Below are 21,772 nucleotides of genomic sequence, written 5' to 3'. Positions count from 1 at the left end.
CCTTCGGCGCCGATCCGCGTGCCGAAATTGCGCCGACAGTTTGGCTGTTGAACACTGTTGCGCATCGTTGCCGCCTACCCGCGTACCTGCTGTGATTGGTTGGGCAACGTGTATCGGCGTTGAACCGCCATGATTGCCGAGGAGATGTTCGGTGTCCACGACAGCATTGCCGCCCCTGGTTGCGCCCGCCGCAACGCTGAGCCGCGAAGAGGTGGCCCGCTACAGTCGCCACCTGATCATCCCCGATCTGGGCGTTGACGGGCAGAAGCGACTCAAGAACGCGCGGGTCCTGGTGATCGGTGCCGGAGGGCTGGGTTCGCCCACGTTGTTGTACCTGGCTGCCGCGGGTGTGGGCACCATCGGCATCGTCGACTTCGACGTCGTCGACGAGTCGAACCTGCAGCGCCAGATCATTCACGGCGTCGCCGACGTCGGGCGCTCCAAAGCCCAGTCGGCGCGTGACTCGATCGTCGCGATCAACCCCCTGATCGAGGTCCGGTTGCACGAGTTCCGGCTGGAATCCGACAATGCGGTCGACCTGTTTGGCCACTACGACCTGATCATCGATGGCACCGACAACTTCGTCACCCGCTATCTGGTCAACGATGCCGCGGTACTGGCCGGAAAACCCTATGTGTGGGGTTCCATCTACCGGTTTGAGGGCCAGGTATCGGTGTTCTGGGAGGACGCCCCGGGCGGGCTGGGGCTCAATTACCGAGACCTCTACCCCGAACCGCCGCCGCCGGGAATGGTGCCTTCATGTGCCGAAGGCGGGGTGCTGGGCATCATCTGCGCCTCCATCGCGTCGGTGATGGGCACTGAGGCGGTGAAGCTGATCACCGGGATCGGAGAGACACTGCTGGGCCGGCTGATGATCTATGACGCGTTGGAGATGACCTACCGCACGATCAGGATTCGCAAGGATCCGGCGACGCCGAAGATCACCGCGCTGATCGACTACGAGCAGTTCTGTGGCGTGGTCTCCGACGACGTCGCCAGGGCCGCCAGCGACTCCACCATCACCCCGCAAGAACTGCGCGCGATGATCGACTCCGGCAAGAAGCTGGCCCTGATCGACGTGCGCGAGCAAGTGGAGTGGGACATCGTGCACATCGACGGAGCTCAACTGATCCCCAAGTCGTTGATCAGCACCGGTGAGGGCCTGGCGAAGCTGCCCCAAGACCGCACCACGGTGCTGTACTGCAAAACCGGCGTGCGGTCGGCCGAGGCGTTGGCCGCGTTGAAGAAGGCCGGTTTCGCCGATGCGGTCCACCTGCAGGGCGGGATCGTGGCCTGGGCCAATCAGATGCAGCCCGACATGGTGATGTACTAAGCCGGATGTCTTCTAAGCCGGATACAGGCCCAGCGCCCCGCGGGGCCTCCACTAGGCTGACTGCCGTGAGTGTCGAGCCACCGCCCGAGCACGTGTTGGCGGCATTTGGTTTGACCGGTGTGGAGCCCGCCTCTTTGGGCGCCAGCTGGGAAGGCGGCTGGCGGTGCGGTGAAGTCGTGTTGTCGATGGTGGCAGAGAATGCCCGGGCGGCCTGGTCGGCCCGGGTACGCGAGACCCTCTTCGTCGACGGCGTGCGCCTGGCCCGACCGGTCCGTTCCACCGACGGGCGGTACGTGGTTTCCGGCTGGCGGGCAGATACATTCGTGGCCGGAACACCGGAGCCGCGCCACGATGAGGTCGTTTCGGCGGCGGTGCGACTGCACGAGGCCACCAGCAAGCTGGAACGGCCGCGGTTTTTGACCCAGGGGCCCGCCACGCCGTGGGCGGCGGTCGACGTTTTCATCGTCGCCGACCGCGCCGCGTGGCAGGAGCGACCCCTGCAATCGATCCCGCCGGGGGCCCGCCCGACCCAGATGACCGAGGACGCAGAGCAGTCGATCGAACTCGTCAATCACCTCGCGACGCTTCGCAAACCGACGCGCAGCCCCAATCAGGTGGTGCATGGGGACCTCTACGGCACCGTGCTGTTCGCCGGAACGGCTCCGCCGGGGATCACCGACATCACACCGTATTGGCGGCCCGCGTCCTGGGCCGCCGGAGTGGTTGTCATCGACGCGCTGGCCTGGGGCGATGCCGACGACGGACTCATCGAACGGTGGGGTGCTCTGCCGGAATGGCCGCAAATGCTATTGCGTGCCTTGATGTTCCGTCTGGCTGTGCATGCGCTGCATCCCCGCTCTACCAGTGAGGCATTTCCGGGTCTGGCCCGCACCGCTGGGCTGATCCGGATGTTGCTCTAGCAACTGGGCGGGAATTCGTAACGCACCTGATCCAGCGCGATCTTGCCGTCCACGCTGAGCACCCCTTCGGCGCGCAGCAGCTCGAGTTGGCGGCTGGTCAGGTGCCGGGCCGGACGCCCGGAGGCAGTGATCACCCGGTGCCACGGCAGATCGACCGAGTCGGTACGCATGATCCAGCCGGCGATGCGGGGGCTGGAAAGCCCGGCGGCAGAGGCGATATCACCATAGGTGGCTACCCTGCCCGACGGAATCGCTGCGACCAGCCGGCGGACCCGCTCGACCTGCTCGTCGGTGACGGGGGCCATGGTCAGGGTGTTTTCAGCTGTTCGCGGATCAGTGTGGCGACTTCAGTGGGTTTGGCCTGGGGAACCATGTGTCCGCACTCGAATTCCCGCAGGGCGAAGTCGGCTCCCAGCCGTTCCCGCAGGGCCGCGATGAGTTCGTCGCTGACGTACTGCGGATCGGCACGCACCGCCCGCACCAGCGTGGTCGCGATTCCCGGGGGAGGCAGCGGGGCGTCGCGGGCGAGCTCACTCCAGTAGCACACCATGGCGGGCAGGCTGATTCGCCAGCTGTACCGCCCGTTCGGCAGGGTGATGAGGTGCTCGTCGAGTTCGGCGTCGAGCACCGCGGGATCCACGTCCGCCCACGCGCCGTATGCCCGCTCCATTCGCGCCTCGGCCGGGTCGGTGTAGTCGGGGAAGGCCACCATGGCGTCGACCACCTCGCGCACCCGTGAACCATCCAAACCGATCGCGGGATCCAGCAGTATCAGCGCTGCGACCAGGTCCGGATGCGCCGCGGCCAGTTGCAGCGCCACCGCCCCGCCAAAGGAGTGCCCCACCACCACTACCGGCCCGTCGGCTTGGTCCTTGAGCAATGCGGCCAATGCCGAAACGTTGGCATCGATGCTCCAGGGCGCGGCCCACGACGATCTGCCGTGGCCCAGCAAATCCGGTGCGGCGATGCTGACTTCGGGCAAGTAGCCGGCCAGGTATTCCCAGGATTGCCCATGCTCGGTGACGCCATGGATGGTCAGCACCCGCACGGGTTCCTCGGGGCCATAGCGGTGCACGTGCAGGTCGGTGCTCACGTGTCGATGGTGCCAGGTCGAGCACGAGTCGCCCCTCGAGGGAGGTGCGCGGCAAAAACACCGATCAGCGGTCAGCGCCCAAGTCGTCGTCGGAGGTCGCGACGATGTAGGCCTGATCGATCACATCGGCTTCGTTGGCATCGCGGTCCCCGGCGTCGCTCAGGTACTCGGTGTCCAACCCCGGCTCTTCGTCGTAACCGGCCGGAATGCTCTGTTCGGCGGCATCACCTTCAGGCACGGGATCGGGTGTACCTACTACTTCGGCATTGTTGTCGGCATTGTTCATGATCGATACTCCTGCCGTAGACATCCGGCATCAAGCCAGCTTAATCGGCCTGACCTGATGCCCGTCGCCGTTGCTGTTGCCGCGGGCTACGATAGCCGTTCACAGTGCGCGCCAGCGAACTTTTCGCGTCTGACGGCGTGGAGCGGGCCGAAATCCACCGGGAGCAGCAATGGACTGCATCAAGCGCGGTTGGGCGCTGACCGGGCAGAGCTGGCGGATCCTCAAAGGCGACCTGTCGCTGATGCTGTTCCCACTTCTTTCCACGCTTTTCGCGTTCCTGGCCGTGGTCGCCATCTGGGCGCCCACGCTGATCCTGCGGGGAGTGTTTGACGGCCAATACATCGACGAGCATGACCCGGTCTTCTACATTGCCGGCTTGGCAACGGCGTACGTGTCCACTTTCATCGCTATCTTCTTCAACGTGGCACTGGCCGCTTGCGCGGCGCGTTCCATGCGCGGTGAGGACACCAAGGTCAGCGATGGGGTCAGGGCCGCCATGCACCGCATCGGCCCGATCCTGGGTTGGACTCTGGTGGCCACCACGGTTGGGCTGATCCTGCGGGCCCTTGAAGAACGGATGCCGCTGTTGGGCAAGATCGCGGTCTGGCTGACCGGAGCCGCTTGGGCCATCGCAACGTTTTTCGTGATCCAAGTCGTGGCGCTCGAGGGCAGCGGGCCGATCGAATCCCTGAAACGTTCGGCGACCGTCGTCAAGGCGCGGTGGGGTGAAAGCGCAACCGGGGCCGCCGCCATCACGGTGATCATCTGGCTGGTCAGCATCATGATCGTGCTCACCGGCGTGGGGGGTGCCGTCGCGCTACTTGCGGTCAATCAGCCGGTGCTGGCTGCCGCCGTGGTGGCGATCGCGGTCGCCTGCATCATTGTCGTCTCGTTGATCTCGAGTGCGCTGGGCCAGATCTTCCGCGTTGCGGTTTACCAGTACGCCGTTTCCGGCCAGGCGCCGAGCGGGTTCGACGCGGGGCTGCTGCAGGCGGCGTTCGAGCGGCGCTAGCCGAGCCCTGCCGAGTCGGCTTGGCCGCACCGCGGTCAGCTTTGTACCTGAAACCACCTATGCACTAGCGAATTTGGTCCGATCTGGCGCCTTGGCCGCCATCAGCCGGGCCAACCTTGTCAGACCCCTGTGATTGCATGCCGTCATGTCACTGAGCTGGGGTGCCGAGGCGCGGGAGCTGCTGACGCCGGGGTCACGGGGACTGGTGCGGGTCCTGGGTGGTCCCGGCACCGGGAAGAGCGCCTTGCTGGTACAGGCGGCAATCGCTCATATCGCCGCGGGTGCCGATCCGGAATCGGTTCTGCTGCTTACCGGTTCCGGCCGGATGGGGATGCGGGCGCGCAGCTCGTTGACCACGGCGCTACTGCGCTCACACACCACCGGGAGCGGCCGCGCCGCGGTCCGTGAGCCGTTGGTGCGTAGCGTGCACAGTTACGCCTACGCAGTGCTGCGGCGGGCGGCCGAACGCACCGGCGATGCGCCGCCGCGGCTGCTGACCAGCGCCGAACAGGACGCCATCATTCGGGAACTGCTTGCCGGGGACCTCGAAGACGGACCGAGCGCCAGGTCGGCCTGGCCGCGACACCTGCTGCCCGCCCTGACGACCGCGGGATTCGCGACCGAGCTCCGAAACCTCCTGGCACGCTGCGCCGAACGCGGGGTAGACCCAATGGAGTTGGAGCGGCTGGGCCGTCGCAGCGGACGCCCCGAATGGGCCGCTGCCGGCCGATTCGCCCGACAGTACGAGCAGGTGATGTTGTTGCGCGCGGCGGTCGGGACGGCGACGCTACAAGCCACCGCACCGGCATTGGGTGCCGCCGAACTGGTCGGGAGCGCACTGGAGGCCTTCGCCAGCGATCCCGAATTGCTGGCCGCCGAACGTGCGCGGCTGCGGTTCTTGCTGGTTGACGACGCTCAGCAACTCGATCCGCAGGCGGCAAGGCTGGTTGAGGTGCTGGCGGCCGGTGCCGAGTTCGCCTTGATCGCTGGCGACCCCAACCAGGCGGTGTTCGGTTTTCGCGGCGGTGAGCCCGCCGGATTGCTGGGCGGCCCGCTGGACGGCGGTCCGGCGGTGACCTTGACGATGTCGCATCGCTGTGCCCCCGCCGTGGCGCGCGCCGTCAGCGGCATCGCCCGCCGGCTGCCGGGCGGCAGTGCCGGTCGCCACATCGATGGCACCGGAACCGAGGACGGGTCGGTCACCGTGCGCCTGGCCGCCACGGCGCATGCGGAGGCGGCGGCGATCGCCGCCGCGCTGCGACGGGCACATCTGGTCGACGGAGTTCCGTGGTCGCAGATGGCGGTGATCGTCAGGTCGGTACCCCGGGTCGCCGCGCGGCTGCCGCGGGCACTGGCGGCCGCGGGTGTTCCGGTGTCGATACCCCCGATCGGGGGGTCACTGGCCGAGGAACCCGCGGTAGGCGCGCTGCTTACGGTTCTGGCTGCGACCGCCGAAGGGCTCAACGCCGATCAGGCGCTGGCACTGATCACCGGACCCATCGGCCGCGTGGACCCCGTCACGCTGCGGCAGCTGCGCCGCACCCTGCGGCGCGCCGTCGCCGGTCGTTCGCCAGAGGATTTCGGGGACTTGCTGGTTGCGACGTTGTCCGAGGATGGGCGCCCTGCAGTCGGGTCAGCGGGGTCAAACCAGCCGCCAGGGCCACAGTTTGGGCCGCTACGGCGGGTGCGTGCCGTGCTGGCCGCGGCAACGCGATGCCACCGTGCGGGCCAAGACCCGCGCTACATCCTGTGGGCCGCATGGCATCGGTCGGGTCTGCAGAATCGCTGGCTCGCAGCCATCGATCGCGGCGGCCCGGCCGGTGTCCAGGCGACCCGCAACCTTGAAGCGGTAACGGCCTTGTTCGACATCACCGACCAGTACGTCTCGCGCACGTCGGGCGCATCACTGAGCGGACTCCTCGAGCACGTTGCGGCCCTGCAGTTGCCTCGAGTCAGCGAGGAGCCGGTAGCACAGAACGAGCAGGTCCGGGTGCTCAGCGCGCACGCGGCGCTCGGTCATGAATGGGACCTGGTGGTCATCGCCGGATTGCAGGACGGCTTGTGGCCCAACACGATTCCGCGCGGGGGAGTGCTGGCCACGCAGCGCCTGCTTGATGAACTCGACGGCGTCAGCGGCAATGCCTCGGCGCGGGCACCGCTACTGGCCGAGGAACGCCGGCTGTTGCTGGCGGCAATGGGCCGGGCGCGGCGGCAACTACTGGTGACTGCCGTCGACGGCGACACGAGCGGGGGTGGCCAGCAGGCCGCGCTTCCGTCGGAATTCTTCTTCGAGATCGCGCAGTGGGCCAACGGGGACAGCCAAGCCGTCGCAGCGCCGCCGGTTTCGGCGCCGCGCGTGCTGTCGGCCGCGGCGGTGGTGGGCAGATTGCGCGGCGTGGTGTGCGCGCCGGACGGCGCGGTTGACGACGCTGCCCGGCAATGTGCAGCAACACAATTGGCTCGGTTGGCCAAGGCCGGCGTGGCGGGGGCCGATCCCGCGGGATGGCACGGGCTGATCCCGGTGAGCACGACTGCTGCGCTCTACGGCGCCGGCGATGTTGTCACGCTGACGCCCTCCACCCTGCAGACCCTCAACGACTGTCCGCTGCGTTGGCTGGCCGAACGTCATGGTGGGACCAACCCGCGTGACCTGCGAGCCACCATCGGTTCGGTGCTGCATGCGCTGATCGCCGAGCCGGGCGCAAGTGAAGAGCAACTGCTGGCCGAGCTGGCCCGGGTGTGGAAGCTCCTGCCGTTCGAGGCGGATTGGTTTTCGAGCAACGAGCTTGCCCGGCACCGAGCGATGATCCAGGCGTTTGTCGAGTGGCGGGGCCAGACGCGCAGTGAACTGACCGAAGTGGGAGTCGAGATCGACATCGATGGAGTCCTGGACGCGGCCCGCGACGACGGCGGCGCAATTCGTCTGCGGGGACGGGTCGATCGGCTCGAGCGCGACGGTGCGGGGCGATTGGTGATCGTCGATATCAAGACCGCAAAGACACCAGTCAGCAAGGACGACGCACAGCAAAATGCCCAGCTGGCCATGTATCAGCTTGCGGTGGCCGAGGGGATGGTGGAGGCCGGTGCCGAGCCCGGTGGTGCGCGACTGGTCTATCCGGGCAAGAGCGCGGCCGCCGGTGCCGCCCAACGGGATCAGGATCCACTGACGCCGGCCGCTCGTGACCAGTGGCGCAATCTGGTCCGTCAGGCTGCCGAGGCAGCGGCCGGGCCGCACTTCATCGCTCGGCGCAACGATGGCTGCTCGCACTGCCCGATCCGGCCGTCGTGTCCGGCCCACACCGACCGGTCGCCGCGATGAACCCGCGCTACAGCCCGGATGAGATAGCAAGTGCGCTAGGAATTTTCCCGCCCACCGACGAGCAGGCCGCCGTTATCGCCGCCCCTCCGGGTCCGTTGGTTGTCATCGCGGGCGCGGGAGCGGGCAAGACCGAGACGATGGCCGCCCGGGTGGTTTGGCTGGTCGCCAACGGCTACGCCGAACCAGGCCAGGTGTTGGGCTTGACGTTCACCCGCAAGGCTGCCGGCCAATTGCTGCGCCGTGTCCGGTCGCGGCTGGCCCGATTGGCAGGTACCACCGTGGGTGTCGCCGTCGGCGAAGCAGCGGGTGCGCCCACGGTCAGCACTTATCACGCATTTGCCGGCTCACTGCTGCGTGACCACGGCTTGTTGCTGCCCATCGAGCCCGACACCCGGTTGCTCAGCGAGACAGAGCTGTGGCAGCTGGCGTTCGAGGTCGTCAACGGATATCGCGGTGAGCTGTGCACCCAGAAGACCCCGGCGGCGGTCACCGCCACGGTGCTGCGGCTGTGGGGCCAGCTCGCCGAGCACCTGGTTGACACCCGGCAGCTTCGCGATACCCACATCGAGCTGGAACGACTCGTGCACGCCCTGCCGGCGGGCCCAAACCAGCGCGATAGCGGCCCGAATCAGTGGCTGTTGCGGATGCTGGCCACCCAGACCGAGCGGGCCGAGCTGGTGCCCTTGCTCGACGCGTTGCATGAGCGGATGCGCGCCGCCAAGGTGATGGACTTCGGAATGCAGATGGCCGCCGCCGCACGGCTGGCAGCGACGTGCCCGCAGGTCGGCGGGGAGCTGCGCAGCCGGTACCGCGTCGTGTTGCTCGACGAGTACCAGGACACCGGACACTCCCAGCGCATCGCGCTGTCGGCACTGTTTGGTGGCGGCGTCGATGACGGGTTGGCGTTGACGGCAGTCGGTGATCCGATTCAGTCGATCTACGGCTGGCGTGGTGCCTCGGCGACGAACTTGCCCCGGTTCAGCACGGATTTCGCGCTGTCCGACGGTGCCCCGGCACCGGTTCTGGAGCTGCGGACCAGCTGGCGCAACCCGCCGCGCGCACTGCACCTGGCAAACGCGATCTCGGCGGAGCCCCGCCGGCGGTCGGTGGCCGTACATGCACTGCGTTCGCGCCCGGATGCGCCGGCCGGGACGGTTCGTTGTGCGCTACTCGCCGATGTGCAGGCCGAACGGGACTGGATCGCAGACCAATTGCAGGGTCACTATCAGCGCGCGGCGGCCGACGGGGTTAGCCCGCCGACGGCAGCGGTGCTGGTGCGCCGCAACGCCGACGCCGCACCCATCGCCGATGCACTGGTTGCGCGGGGAATCCCGGTTGAGGTTGTCGGGCTGGCCGGCCTGTTGTCCATTCCGGAGGTGGCCGACCTGGTAGCGATGCTGCGACTGGTGGGTGACCCGACGGCCGGGGTCGCGGCGATGCGAGTGTTGACCGGTCCGCGCTGGCGGTTGGGCGGCAGCGACGTCGCCGCACTTTGGCGACGGGCGGTCGCGTTGGTGGGCGGTCCTCAGGTGGGCGCATCGGTCTCTCCCGGCGCCGTCGCGGCGGCGGCGGGTCCGGACACCGATACGGCGTGTCTGGCCGATGCCATCTGCGACCCGGGCCCCGCCGACTGGTACTCGTCGGCGGGCTACGAGCGCATCGGTGCGCTGGCAGCGGAATTGAACGCCCTGCGTGGGCATCTTGGTCATTGGCTGCCGGATTTTGTCGCCGAGGTACGACGCGTGCTTGGGCTGGATTGCGATGTCCGTGCCGCGGCGACGGCTTCGGGGGCATGGGTCGGTGCCGAGCACCTCGATGCGTTTGCCGACGTGGTCGCCGACTACGCCGAGCGGGCCGCCATCTCGGCTGGTAGCGCCCTGTCAACCAAGGCATCGGTGGACGGTCTGCTCGCCTATCTCGATGTCGCGGCGGAGGTAGAGAACGGGTTACCGCCGGCCCAGTTGACGGTGGCACGGGACCGAGTTCAAGTGCTCACCGTGCATGCCGCGAAGGGCCTGGAATGGCAGGTGGCGGCGGTGGCACATCTATCGGCAGGTGTTTTCCCGTCGACCGCGTCGCGAAGCAGTTGGCTCACCGATCCGGGCGAGTTACCGCCGCTGCTTCGGGGGGACCGGGCGTCGGTGGGCGCGCTGGGCATCCCGGTGCTAGATACCTCGGCGGTGACAAACCGAAAGCAGTTGTCGGACACCATTTCCGCGCATCGGGAGCAGCTAGATCAGCGGCGCGTCGATGAGGAGCGCCGGTTGCTCTACGTCGGCGTTACCCGGGCCGAGGACACCGTGCTGGTATCGGGTCACCACTGGGGGGCCACCGGGCTGAAGCCGCGCGGACCATCGGACTTCTTGTGTGAACTCAAGGACATCATCGAGCGGTCGGCCGCGGCCGGCGATCCCTGCGGGACGGTGGATCAGTGGGATCGGGCACCGGTCGCTGGTGAACGGAACCCGCTGCTGGACGACGTTGTCGAAGCGGTTTGGCCAACTGATCCGTTGGCCACGCGGCGCGGCGATGTCGAACGTGGGGCCAGGTTGGTCGCGGAGGCGATCTCTGCCGATGCCGGTGTCGAGGCCCCCGCTGGCGGTGCCGCGGTCGCCGATATCGAGGGCTGGACAGCCGACGTCGATGCGCTGTTGGCCGAGCGGGCGCGTGCCGTGGGGCCGCCGACGCGAGCGTTGCCGAACCAGTTGTCGGTGAGCGGGCTCGTCGAGCTGGCCCGCGACCCGGTGGGGGCCAGGCAACGGTTGGTGCATCGCTTACCGACTCGGCCGGATCCGCATGCCCAGCTGGGCAATGCCTTTCACACATGGGTACAGCAGTTCTACGGCGAGGAGCTGCTGTTCGACTTGGGGGACCTCCCGGGTGCTGCCGACTCCGATGTGGGCCAAGTCGAGGATCTTGCGCCGTTGCAGGAGGCCTTCGCCGGATCTCCTTGGGCGGCGCGCACGCCGATCGCCGTCGAGGTGCCATTCGAAATGCCGGTCGGCGACACCGTGGTGAGGGGCCGCATCGACGCGGTATTCGAAGACCCCGATGGCGGCGCAACCGTCGTCGACTGGAAGACCGGTGAGCCGCCGCGTGGGCCCGAAGCCATGCGGCAAGCCGCCGTTCAGCTGGCTGTGTACCGGATGGCGTGGGCTGCCCTGCGCGGATGCCCCGAATCGTCGGTGCGTACCGCCTTTCACTATGTGCGCACCGGAGTCACCGTCATCCCCGATGAGCTGCCTGATGGGATGGCGTTGGCCGAGTTGCTCGCCGACTCCGATCCGCCTTGCAGTTGCTAATCGTGGTTACATGTTTCTCGTGCCTGTGTCGTGCATTGGGGTTAGCCGATGACGGATTTCCGTGGCGAAAGGTAGTTGGCGGCGGCTGAGGCGTCTCGACGAGAGACTGACCGCTCAGCCCAGTTACGCGCTTGTCGGCGTGCTGCGTATTCCTCAAGGGCAGGCCAGTCCTGCTCGCATCATTACGCGCAGGGTGACGATCGCCTTGGCGGCGCTGCTGGCGGGTGCCATCACGGTCTATCTGGATCGCGATGGGTATCACGATTCGCAGGGTGATGAACTGTCCTTCTTGGACTGCCTGTATTACTCGGCGGTGACCCTGTCGACCACCGGGTATGGCGACATCACACCGATTTCCGAACTGGCGCGCGCGGCGAACGTCCTGATCATCACACCGCTGAGGATTGCGTTTCTGATCTTGCTGGTCGGGACGACGCTCGAGGTTGTCACCGAAACGTCGCGTCAGGCACTGAAGATCCAGCGTTGGAGGAGCAGAGTGCGTAACCACACCGTGGTCATCGGCTATGGCACCAAGGGCAAGACGGCAATCAGCGCAATGCTCGGCGACGAGGCCGTTCCCGGTGAGATCGTTGTTGTCGACACCGACCGGGGCGCCCTCGACCGCGCCGCCGCGGCCGGGTTGGTCACCGTGCACGGTGACGCCACCAAATCCGATGTGCTGCGGTTGGCCGGTGCACAGCACGCGGCCTCGATCATCGTGGCCGCCAGTCGCGATGACACCGCGGCGCTGGTCACGTTGACGGCTCGCGAGATTTCGCCCAAGTCGCAGATCGTGGCATCCATCCGAGAGGCTGAGAACCAGCACCTACTCGAGCAGTCGGGAGCCGACTCGGTGGTGGTTTCTTCCGAAACCGCCGGCCGGCTGCTGGGGCTGGCCACCACCACACCCAGTGTCGTCCAGATGATCGAAGATCTGCTCACTCCGGATGCCGGGCTGGCCATCGCCGAACGCGAGGTGGAACAAAGCGAGATCGGTGGATCTCCGCGTCATTTGCGCGACATCGTGCTCGGTGTCGTTCGTGGCGGCCAGTTGCTGCGCATCGGCGCCCCCGAAGTGGACGCCATTGAGGCCAACGACCGCCTGCTCTACATCCGCAACACGGGGCACTAGTGGCGATCGCAAGCGCGGCGCAGCCGGGGGCAGCGGGTCGCCACCAAGGTGGCGGCGTGGCGATCGCAAGCGCGGCGCAGCCGGGGGCAGCGGGTCGCCACCAAGGTGGCGGCGTGGCGATCGTAAGCTCGGCGCAGCCGGGTCGCCAGGGGGGTGAGAGCTAGCGTGGACTTCCAGCTGCGCGAGGTTCCGTTGTTGTCCCGCATCGGCGCAGACCGGGCCGACCACTTGCGAACCGACGTCGAAGCGGCGGCCGCGGGGTGGGCCGATGCGGCGCTGATGAGGGTGGATTCTCGTAATCGGGTATTGATGGCCGACGGCCGGGTGGTGCTCAGCCCGGCCGCCGATTTCGCCGAGAAGCCGCCGCCGGAGGCGGTGTTTTTGGGCTGTCTCGAGGGCGGTCGCCATGTCTGGGCAGTCCGAGCCGCGCTGGAAGCTCCCGAGGATCCTGGAGCTCAGTCCGAGGTGGCCGACCTGCGCAAACTCGGCAGCATCATCGATGACACCAGCAGCCAGCTGGTGGCATCTGCCATGGCCTTATTGAACTGGCACGACGGTTCGCGGTTCAGCCCAGTCGACGGCAGTCCGACCAAACCGGCCAGGGCCGGCTGGTCGCGAGTGAACTCCCTGACCGGCCACGAGGAGTTCCCGCGCATCGACCCCGCGGTGATCTGCTTGGTGCACGATGGCGGCGACCGGGTGGTGCTGGCCCGCCAGGCAATCTGGCCGCACCGGATGTTCTCGCTGCTGGCCGGGTTTGTGGAGGCCGGCGAATCGTTCGAAGTCTGTGTCGCCCGGGAGATTCGTGAGGAAATCGGTCTGACGGTGCGCGATGTGCGTTATCTGGGCAGCCAGCCCTGGCCCTTACCGCGCTCGCTGATGGTCGGTTTCCATGCGGTGGGTGGCCCAGATGAAGACTTTTCCTTTAATGACGGCGAGATCGCCGAGGCGGCCTGGTTTACCCGCGATGAGGTGCGAGCCGCCCTTGCGGTCGGTGATTGGACGAGTGCATCGGACTCAAAATTGCTGCTGCCGGGATCGATTTCGATCGCCCGCGTGATCATTGAATCTTGGGCGGCAGCGCGCGACTAAGCGCTATTTGACTCGATCACAAATCAGGGCTCCCCCTGGATCACAAATGGCTTCGAGCACCGCATTCGCGATCCGCTCGGCGGGTTCGATGCCCAATACGCCAACGGATATTAGAACCGAATTCTTGGCCCGATACAGGTGGCTCCATCCCGCGTCGGTGATCCTCAGCGTGGTGGGATCCGACTTGTCCACATCGAAATCGTAATTGGGGTCGTGCATTGCCACACACGTCGTCAGGGACGTTTCGAGCTGATCGAGTGCATTGCGAGCGGCGTGCTCGTCCGGGTAGATGGCTACCGCCTGACTGACCGAGTCAATCAAGGCCTTTCCGCCGGGATCGATGTCGTCGGTGACCCCGCTGTAGCCCGCGCTACGAAATTCCAGCCATCCATTGGCAAAGGTGAGGTCACTGGTTCCGGCCGCCCGGCAGGGGCCCGGCGCGCTCAGGTCACCCGGCGGTGGATGGCGCAAGTCTGCGTGCGCGTGTGCGGTCAGTTCTTCGTAGTTAGCAATGCGACGCACTTCTTCGACGCTGATGATCAATGCGTCGGCGCCGCTGGGAGGTGTAGAAGTGGTGGTGCTGGGCTTGGCTGTGGTGCTCTGATGCGAGCAGGCTGAAATCGCCAACACCGCAATGCAGACGATGAAAGCCGACCTGTTGCGACGGCTAGACGCGGCACGAAAGACCATCTGCCACTTGCGCCAGCCTGCGAAACGCATCGCTGTCGTTCGGGTTGAGCCGTCTGGCCTCATCGTTGATAGCCGTTTTCTGCGGACTGCTGTCCGCGGTCGGAGTTGGCGTTGCTGTACCGGCGAGTCACCGGTACTCGACGACATAATGGCCATGGTACGGGCGGCTGCATTCTTTGTCGGGCACCCATGCATTGGGCGACAAGCTGTGTCGGAAACGCGCCGTGAGTGCGCGGTCCCCAATTAGCTAGCCGCCAATGTCGGCCATTTTTTTTCTTGACCTCCCGGGCGCTGGGGTTAGTCCGCGTCGAGCCGTCTGCGAACTTCACTGTCGGAACGGTCCGGTTGCCCCCGTTGACCGAGCCTACGAAATCCCCTGCGGCAGGTTCGCGTTCAATGTCGATCTCATCGTAGGCGATTCCTTCGGCTTTTAGGGCCGTCTTGAGCCGAAGACAATAACCACACCATGAAGTTGTGTAGATGGTGAGCGCGGCATTGGTCATGGGACGTAAACGTAGCCCGGTGATCGGGGGCTGCGCGCGGCAGGGCTGACCAGCGGCGGACGGCTTAGGGTAGAGGCGTCCGGCAGGGTGCCGGCCGCGTCTGGCGGCGTGGCGGGGCCCCCGGATTGTCAGCCCGCACTGTCAAGATGGAGACCATGCCGACGCTCGCTCAGCCACTGACCGCCGGGCTGGACGACGAGCAACGCGAAGCCGTGCTCGCGCCCCGCGGACCCGTCTGCGTGCTCGCCGGGGCCGGAACCGGCAAGACGCGCACCATCACGCATCGGATCGCTCAGTTGGTCGCTAGCGGCCACGTCGCCGCCGGGCAGGTACTCGCGGTGACATTCACTCAGCGGGCGCGGGGGAGATGCGCGCCCGGTTGCGAGGGCTGGATGCCGCGGCACAGACAAGCGCCGGTGTCGGTGCCGTCCAGGCGCTGACGTTTCACGCGGCCGCCCACCGCCAGCTGCGATACTTCTGGCCGCGCGTCGTCGGCGATATCGGCTGGCAGCTATTGGACAGCAAGTTTGCCGTCGTTGCCCGCGCGGCTGGCCGTGCCAGGCTCAACGCCAGCAGTGATAACGTGCGCGACCTGGCCGGCGAGATCGAGTGGGCCAAGGCATCGCTGATCACCCCCGAGCAATACCCGGCGGCGGTGGCCGCCGCATCCCGAGATACTCCGCTGGACGCCGCGCAGATCGCGGCCGTCTACGCCGAATACGAGTCACTCAAGGTGCGCGATGAGAGCCTCACCCTGCTCGATTTCGACGATCTGCTGCTGCATACCGCGGCCGCCATCGAAAACGACGCCGCGGTGGCCCAGGAATTCCGGGACCGGTACCGCTGCTTTGTCGTCGACGAATACCAGGATGTCACTCCGCTGCAGCAACGAGTCCTGTTGGCCTGGTTGGGAGATCGCGACGACCTGACAGTCGTCGGTGACGCCAACCAGACCATCTATTCGTTCACCGGGGCATCGCCTCGATTCCTGCTCGACTTTTCCCGCCGATTTCCCGACGCCACCCTGGTGCGTCTGGAGCGCGACTACCGGTCCACTCCGCAGGTGGTCTCGTTGGCCAACCGGGTGATCGCGGCGGCCCGCGGCCGGGTTGCCGGTAGCCGGCTGCAGCTGACCGGCCAGCGCGAGCCCGGCCCGGCTCCGTCGTTTGATGAATATCCCGACGAGGTCGCCGAAGCCACCGCGGTGGCGGCGTCGATCGCCCGGCTGATCCAATCCGGAACGCCCGCATCCGAGATCGCCATCCTCTACCGCGTCAACGCGCAGTCCGAGGTCTACGAAGAAGCCTTGACCGAGGCCGGTATCGCCTACCAGGTGCGTGGCGGCGAGGGATTCTTCAACCGCCAAGAGGTCAAGCAGGCGATGGTGGCCCTGCAGCGTGCGGCGGAGCGCGATATCGAGGCAGCGTTGCCCGATGTGGTCCGCACGGTCCTAGAACCCCTCGGGCTGACCGCCGAAGAACCCGCCGGGACCCGGGCCCGGGAGCGCTGGGAGGCGCTGAGCGCATTGGCGCAACTAGTCGACGACGAGGTGGCGCAGCGACCGCACCTGCAGCTTGCCGGATTGCTCGCCGAGCTTCGAGCGCGCGCCGACGCACGCCATCCACCGGTGGTGCAGGGTGTCACCCTCGCCTCACTGCACGCGGCCAAGGGTCTGGAGTGGGACGCGGTGTTCCTCGTCGGCTTGGCCGACGGCACGCTGCCGATCTCGCACGCGTTGGCGCATGGCCCCGAGAGTGAACAGGTCGAAGAGGAACGCCGGCTGCTTTATGTCGGAGTCACCAGGGCCCGAGTGCATTTGGCGCTGACCTGGGCGCTGACCCGGTCTCCGGGCGGGCGTCAGGGCCGCAAGCCGTCGCGCTTTCTCAACGGCATTGCGCCGCAGACACGTGCCGATCCGGGGCCGGCCAAGAACCGGCGCAACCGCGGCCCAGTGCGCTGCCGGATCTGCAACAAGGAGCTGACCACGCCGGCGGCCGTGATGCTGCGCCGGTGCGAAACGTGTGCCGGCGACGTCAATGAGGAATTGCTGCTGCAGCTCAAGTCCTGGCGGCTCAACACCGCCAAGGAACAGAACGTGCCCGCCTACGTCGTCTTCACCGACAACACGCTCATCGCGATCGCCGAGCTGCTTCCCGCCGATGATGCATCCCTGATCGCGATACCAGGCATTGGCGCCCGAAAGCTGGAGCAGTACGGGGCCGATGTGCTCGAGCTGGTGCGCCAAGCACGGTAAGCGGCAAAACCGCTGGTCAAAAAATCGGTTGTGATGTTCGGTCGCGACCGTTTAACCTCTAACAGGCTTATAGGTGCCGGCGCTGAACGCTGGCACGGCGGCGAGCAACACGAAAGGAGGCGGCCACGATGATGAACATGAATACGTTCGGTGTAGGCGTGGCTGCCGCCGTGTGGTACCCGGCCGCCCGTCATGCCGCCCGCACCGCCATCCCGGCGGCAGCGGGTAAGCACCGCGTCGCCGCCGCGACTGACTCGTCCGTGGATCGGAGCCCAACGTAGGCACTACGTAAAGCCCGATTTCCGCCCAAGTGGCCACGGACCTCAGTCACCAGGATCCGTGGCCAATTTTTTTTGGGTCAACCGCCCGCCGCCTGGTCCGGATCACTTCGAACGAAAGCCCCTAGACCAGGAAGCAGGTGAGCATGGACATGTCGGCACTGGCCGTCCCTAGACAGACGCTGCCGGTGTTGCCCTGTCATGTCGGTAATCCGGACTTGTGGTTCGCCGAGACCCCGGCCGATCTCGAGCAGGCCAAGGAACTCTGCGCGAGCTGCCCGATTCGCCCCCAGTGCTTGGCCGCTGCGCTTGAACGCGCCGAGCCGTGGGGAGTATGGGGTGGCGAGATCTTCGAGCGTGGCTCGATAGTGAACCGCAAGCGCCCGCGCGGGCGTCCGCCCAAGGTTGCCGCCTAGTAACCGCCCGAATCGCCGGGGCGCGGCCATCGCACCGATTCTCGATGGCCGCACCCTGGCGATCCTTACGCGGAACCCGGATCCCGCGGCCCGGGCGCCCGCTCAGACAGCGGCGGTATCGGGCTCGGCAAAACCGGGGATCAGCTCTTCGGACAGCGCCTTGATCGGCACATGCGCATCCAGCTGGCACAAAATGGCGGCCACCGACGCGATCACACGCATCGGAATGGCCAGCTTGGGCGGTAGATCCATTTGCCGAGCCGCTTTGATCTGCGCGACCGAGCGGTCAATCTGGCTCACGGTCATCCGCTGTAGCCACCTACGCGTGTAGTGGAAGACCTCGACTTGGATGGGTTCGACGTACTGGCGCAGCATCTCGTCGATCTCTCGCACCGAGACCTGTTGCCCCCGCTGGATGAGCCCGGCTTTCTCCATCGTCGGCAACAGCAGGTCATAGTTCTTGTCACGAGCCAACCGAATGGTCATCCCGAGCTCGATGGGGTAGCCGCCGGGCATCGGCGCCACCGCGCCGAAGTCGATGACGCCCATCCGCCCGTCTGGCAGCAGCATGAAGTTTCCCGGGTGCGCATCGCCGTGCAGCATCTCCAGCCGCCGCGGCGCGTCGAAGGTGAGCTCGAGCAGCAGCGTGCCCATGAGGTCGCGCTCCTGCTGGGTCCCGTTGCGGATGATCTGCGACATCGGCACGCCGTCGATCCACTCCTGGATCACCACCTTTGGCGCACTGGCCACGATGTGCGGTACCAGGAAGCGTGGGTGACCCGCGTAGGCCTTGGCGAAGGCACGCTGGTTATCGGCTTCGAGCCGGTAGTCGAGCTCCATTTCGGTCCGCTCGATCAGCTCGTCGACGACGCCCTGCACGTCGGCACCCGGCGAGAGTTGCTTGAAGACACCGACCATTCGCTGCATCGTCTTCAGATCGGCCTTCAACGCCTCATCGGCGCCGGGGTATTGGATCTTGACCGCCACTTCCCGGCCATCCGACCAGATCGCCTTGTGCACCTGGCCGATGCTCGCCGAAGCGACCGGGGTGTCGTCGAACGAGCCGAATCGATCGCGCCATTTGGTGCCTAGCTGCGCGTCCAGCACTCGATGCACCTTGGCCGCCGGCAACGGTGGTGCGTCTTTTTGTAGCTTGGTCAGTGCCTCGCGGTACGGTTCGCCAAATTGCTCGGGAATGGCCGCTTCCATCACGGACAACGCCTGTCCGACTTTCATCGCTCCGCCCTTGAGCTCACCCAAGACCGTGAAGAGCTGGTTGGCCGCCTTCTCCATCAGCTCGGCGTTGACCTCATCTTTTGACTTGCCGGCCAGTCGCTTGCCGACCCCTAGCGCTGCCCTGCCAGCAAAGCCGACCGGAATGCTGGCCAGCTTTGCGTTGCGCGCGGCCCGGCCGCGTTTGATGTCCGACACACCCCCATCATCCATTACGGACCTGTGCGCAGGGTATTGATCTGGCTACAACTGATTTCAATTGATTCAATCGCAATTGGTGCGGCCGTCCCAGCGCTGACGTTGCGTCGAGACCGGCGCGATCAGCAGCGCATATGTAATCTCTTGCAGGTCGCAATGGTGTGACTCATCGAAACCCACGTCCGGAGGGTGGACCCCGAGAAGCCATGTCAGCAAAACAGACGCAGCACGAGGCCGCAGATGCCCTGTTCAGGGCGATCATCGAAACGTTGGACAAGCACCGCAAAGATTGCACCTTGACCGAGGGCGTACTGGACGACTTGGCCAGGGCGTACGCGGCGATCTCCACCAACGTTCCCGAGCAGGGTCGCCTGGGCTAGCGGGCCCGCGGGGCCGGCGTCAGCACGAGCACAACGGGTGCCTGGCCCAATACCGCGCCACGACGGAGCCCGCCTGGAGGTCGAATTCCAACGTGGCATTCAGCGCCGACGGCGGATCGGACGGGTTTTCCTGATCTCGGACCGCGGCGATCACACCGTTGATTTGGCGCAGCGCCAGCGCCGCCGTCGCCAGCACGGTGGCCCGATCGGCCACCCCCACGGTGTCACGAAGCTGCGCCGCGATGGCCGGCCAGGCCGGGTCGCGGTCGCTGCGGTGTAAGTCGGCGCACCGCAGGCAGCTGGTCACGCCGGGAATCACCAACGGTCCGACCAGCCCGGTGCCGTCGCGAACCCGAACCGGCAGGTGCGCGATGCCCTCCCTTTGCAGGTCGCGCACCAGGCGCGGCTCGGCCACCAGGTTGTCGGACAACACCACCAGATCCACGGCGCTGCGGGTGACCGCCGCGTGTGGCTGACTGCTTTGGCCGATTCGTGCCCCCGAGCAACGCAGCGCCTGCACCAGCAGGTCGGACAACGGCCCGCGGCCGTGGATCCGGATTGACGCCGTTCGGCCGGTCCGATCCCGGTGCCGGCGGGTCGCGACGCCGGCACCGACCAGTTGGCTGACCAGGTTGGCCACGTCACCGGGCACCCATCCGCGGCCGGTGGCGTGGCGTTGCAGTTCGGTGATCGGTATCGGTGATCGCATGGACCGCAGCAGTTCGGCGACCGCCGTCGTCGTCAGCCCCTCTGGCGGGCGGATCAGCACGGCCCGTTGCGGATCCCAGCCCACCTGCACCGCACCGTCGGGACGCAGCAGCACCGGCATCGCCGGATCCAGCGAGTACAAGGCGGGCATGACCCGAGACTGTGCCAGGCCGGCCGGGCAGACCCCGCTCAGTTATCCACAGGACCGGCGCCCGGGTCCTCCCGGTTGCGCATGTCGCGGTCGAGCTCGGCTTTCAGGTCGGACAGTGCCTCGTCGATACCGGAGGTGTCGCCCCCGATGGTCCGATCGATGAACGCCGCCGGGTCATCGAGGTCCTCGATGGAGGGCAGCAGGTCGGGGTGCTGCCAGACCGCGTCGCGCGCGTCGATACCGGCGCCCTGAGTCAGCCGGTCCCATAGGGCCGCGGCCTCGCGCAGTTTGCGGGGCCGAAGTTCCAAACCGACCAGTGTCGTGAAGGTCTGCTCGGCGGGCCCGCCACTGGCCCGGCGGCGACGAAGTGTTTCGCTGAGCGCGGCGGTGCCCGGAATCCGGTCACCGAGTGCATCGGTCACCACGGTCTGGACCCAGCCTTCGATCAGGGCCAGCAGTGTTTCCAGACGCTCGAGCGCCTGGGTCTGCGCCGGGGTTGCCTGCGGCTCGAACACCCCTTGGCTCAACAACTGCTCCATGGCCGCCGGATCGCCCAGCGTGGCCGGGTTGAAGTCGCGGGCCAGCTCCTCGATGCCGCTCATGTCGATCTTCATGCCCGCGGCGTAGGCCTCGACCGCGCCCAGCAACTGGCTGGACAGCCAGGGAACATGGCTGAACAGACGATGATGCGCCGCCTCCCGGGCGGCCAGGAAGGTCATGATCTCGCTGCGCGGCTGTTCGAGGCCGGAGGCAAACGATTCGACGGCCTCGGGAAGGATCGCCGCCACGCCCTTGGGGCCCAACGGCAGACCGATGTCGGTGGAGGTCAGCACCTCACGGGACAGCCGGCCCAACGCCGGGCCCAGCTGCGAACCGAACGCCATGCCGCGCATCTGCGACATCATCGACAGCAGCGGTCCGGCCATGCTCTTGGCTTCCTCCGGCAGCGAGGATGCCCACACCGACGAGATCTGCTGGGCCATGGGATCGCACAGCCGCTTCCAGACGTCCATGGTGTTGTCGACCCAGTCGGTGGGGCCCCAGCCCACCGCCTTGGCGGTGCCGGCGGGCAGCGAGGTCGCCCCGTTGAGCCAGGTCTCAGCCAGGTGCACCGCGTCGGAGATGGCGGAGTTGGTCGCGTCGGGGATGGGCGCGATGAAGCCGATCGAGCTGGCGGCGACTTGCCGGGCCAACTGGTAGTTGACCGGGCCCGAGCTCTGGCCCGAGGTCATGGCGCTGCCGACGCCGCCGAACATTTCGCCCAGGCGGGTGAAGATCTGGCCCAGATCGGCCATGCCGAAATCCCCGCCGATGCCGAACGCGCCCAGCGGGTTGGCGTCCGACCCAGACTCGGGATCGTTGTTACCGGGCTTGTCGCGCCCAGATCGATCGTCGCGGGGGTCGTCTCCGGAGGAGAAGCCGAAAGGCAGGTCAGCCATAACCCCAACGGTACTCACCGGGGGAACAGAAAG

16 protein-coding genes and 2 pseudogenes are annotated in these 21,772 nt (G+C 66.8%); 10 read left to right on the top strand and 8 right to left on the bottom strand.

Features of this window, described 5'->3' with window-relative positions:
- The first annotated feature begins 151 nt into the window (after positions 1-151).
- Both moeZ and MMSP_RS21505 read left to right on the top strand, forming a co-directional pair.
- Positions 152-1,333 (top strand): adenylyltransferase/sulfurtransferase MoeZ, encoded by a 1,182-nt coding sequence (moeZ, locus tag MMSP_RS21510; RefSeq protein ID WP_020788329.1) that lies wholly within the window; start codon positions 152-154, stop codon positions 1,331-1,333.
- Between the two features lie 65 nt (positions 1,334-1,398).
- Entirely contained in the window at positions 1,399-2,253 is an 855-nt protein-coding gene (locus MMSP_RS21505) for a TIGR02569 family protein (RefSeq protein WP_020788328.1), read from the top strand.
- On the opposite strand, the gene MMSP_RS21500 is transcribed toward MMSP_RS21505, so the two are convergent.
- From MMSP_RS21500 to MMSP_RS21490, 3 genes are all read right to left on the bottom strand, one after another.
- Positions 2,250-2,558, bottom strand: coding sequence for an MGMT family protein (locus MMSP_RS21500; protein WP_015354894.1), 309 nt, complete (start codon positions 2,556-2,558; stop codon positions 2,250-2,252). The two genes, MMSP_RS21505 and MMSP_RS21500, sit on opposite strands and share 4 nt — an antisense overlap.
- A gap of 2 nt (positions 2,559-2,560) precedes the next feature.
- Positions 2,561-3,346 (bottom strand): alpha/beta fold hydrolase, encoded by a 786-nt coding sequence (locus MMSP_RS21495; RefSeq protein ID WP_020788327.1) that lies wholly within the window; start codon positions 3,344-3,346, stop codon positions 2,561-2,563.
- Positions 3,347-3,410: 64 nt separating this feature from the next.
- On the bottom strand, positions 3,411-3,632 hold the full coding sequence (locus tag MMSP_RS21490; RefSeq protein ID WP_012393222.1) for a hypothetical protein: 222 nt from the start codon (positions 3,630-3,632) through the stop codon (positions 3,411-3,413).
- A 169-nt stretch (positions 3,633-3,801) separates the two neighbouring features.
- Between MMSP_RS21490 and MMSP_RS21485 the strand changes: the two genes are divergently transcribed.
- The 5 genes from MMSP_RS21485 (at position 3,802) to nudC (ending at position 13,489) form a co-directional block, all read left to right on the top strand.
- A complete protein-coding gene (locus tag MMSP_RS21485; protein WP_020788326.1) occupies positions 3,802-4,644 on the top strand; it encodes a DUF6159 family protein in 843 nt (280 codons plus the stop codon).
- Positions 4,645-4,789: 145 nt separating this feature from the next.
- Positions 4,790-7,963, top strand: a complete 3,174-nt coding sequence (locus tag MMSP_RS21480; RefSeq protein WP_020788325.1) for a PD-(D/E)XK nuclease family protein — start codon at positions 4,790-4,792, stop codon at positions 7,961-7,963.
- Positions 7,960-11,265: an ATP-dependent DNA helicase gene (locus MMSP_RS21475; RefSeq protein WP_020788324.1), complete on the top strand. Its 3,306-nt coding sequence runs from the start codon at positions 7,960-7,962 to the stop codon at positions 11,263-11,265. Before MMSP_RS21480 ends, MMSP_RS21475 begins: the two co-directional genes overlap by 4 nt.
- A 61-nt stretch (positions 11,266-11,326) precedes the next feature.
- Positions 11,327-12,397, top strand: a complete 1,071-nt coding sequence (locus tag MMSP_RS21470; RefSeq protein WP_012393226.1) for a TrkA family potassium uptake protein — start codon at positions 11,327-11,329, stop codon at positions 12,395-12,397.
- A 153-nt stretch (positions 12,398-12,550) separates the two neighbouring features.
- Positions 12,551-13,489, top strand: coding sequence for an NAD(+) diphosphatase (gene nudC, locus MMSP_RS21465; RefSeq protein ID WP_200861956.1), 939 nt, complete (start codon positions 12,551-12,553; stop codon positions 13,487-13,489).
- 3 nt (positions 13,490-13,492) lie between these two features.
- On the opposite strand, the gene MMSP_RS21460 is transcribed toward nudC, so the two are convergent.
- Positions 13,493-14,179 (bottom strand): sensor domain-containing protein, encoded by a 687-nt coding sequence (locus tag MMSP_RS21460; protein WP_235065899.1) that lies wholly within the window; start codon positions 14,177-14,179, stop codon positions 13,493-13,495.
- Positions 14,180-14,448: 269 nt separating this feature from the next.
- A pseudogene (gene mrx1 / locus MMSP_RS26370) lies at positions 14,449-14,682 on the bottom strand (mycoredoxin Mrx1); the annotation flags it as partial.
- Positions 14,683-14,837: 155 nt separating this feature from the next.
- On the opposite strand from mrx1, the pseudogene MMSP_RS21455 reads away from it, so the two are divergent.
- Both MMSP_RS21455 and MMSP_RS21450 read left to right on the top strand, forming a co-directional pair.
- Positions 14,838-16,936, top strand: a pseudogene (locus MMSP_RS21455) (ATP-dependent DNA helicase UvrD2).
- A gap of 430 nt (positions 16,937-17,366) precedes the next feature.
- On the top strand, positions 17,367-17,630 hold the full coding sequence (locus MMSP_RS21450; RefSeq protein ID WP_036427475.1) for a WhiB family transcriptional regulator: 264 nt from the start codon (positions 17,367-17,369) through the stop codon (positions 17,628-17,630).
- Between the two features lie 102 nt (positions 17,631-17,732).
- Here the strand turns inward: MMSP_RS21450 and MMSP_RS21445 are convergent, their stop codons facing one another.
- Positions 17,733-19,076 (bottom strand): AarF/ABC1/UbiB kinase family protein, encoded by a 1,344-nt coding sequence (locus MMSP_RS21445; RefSeq protein ID WP_012393232.1) that lies wholly within the window; start codon positions 19,074-19,076, stop codon positions 17,733-17,735.
- A 191-nt stretch (positions 19,077-19,267) separates the two neighbouring features.
- Here MMSP_RS21445 and MMSP_RS27035 point away from each other — a divergent pair, with 191 nt between their 5' ends.
- Positions 19,268-19,441, top strand: a complete 174-nt coding sequence (locus tag MMSP_RS27035) for a hypothetical protein (protein ID WP_012393233.1) — start codon at positions 19,268-19,270, stop codon at positions 19,439-19,441.
- A gap of 19 nt (positions 19,442-19,460) precedes the next feature.
- Here MMSP_RS27035 and MMSP_RS21440 read toward each other — a convergent pair whose 3' ends face one another.
- Both MMSP_RS21440 and MMSP_RS21435 read right to left on the bottom strand, forming a co-directional pair.
- The gene (locus MMSP_RS21440; RefSeq protein WP_015354904.1) at positions 19,461-20,300 is read right to left on the bottom strand and encodes a TOMM precursor leader peptide-binding protein; all 840 of its coding nucleotides are present in this window, start codon (positions 20,298-20,300) and stop codon (positions 19,461-19,463) included.
- Between the two features lie 38 nt (positions 20,301-20,338).
- Positions 20,339-21,757 carry a zinc-dependent metalloprotease gene (locus tag MMSP_RS21435; RefSeq protein WP_152522469.1) on the bottom strand — a complete coding sequence of 473 codons (1,419 nt, stop codon included), beginning with the start codon at positions 21,755-21,757 and terminating at the stop codon, positions 20,339-20,341.
- Between the last annotated feature and the right edge of the window lie 15 nt (positions 21,758-21,772).

The sequence above is a fragment of the Mycobacterium sp. 012931 genome, from assembly GCF_000419295.1.
Lineage (GTDB): Bacteria > Actinomycetota > Actinomycetes > Mycobacteriales > Mycobacteriaceae > Mycobacterium > Mycobacterium marinum.
Note: the sequence above shows the minus strand (reverse complement) of the source record. Positions and strands in the feature narration are given on the sequence as shown.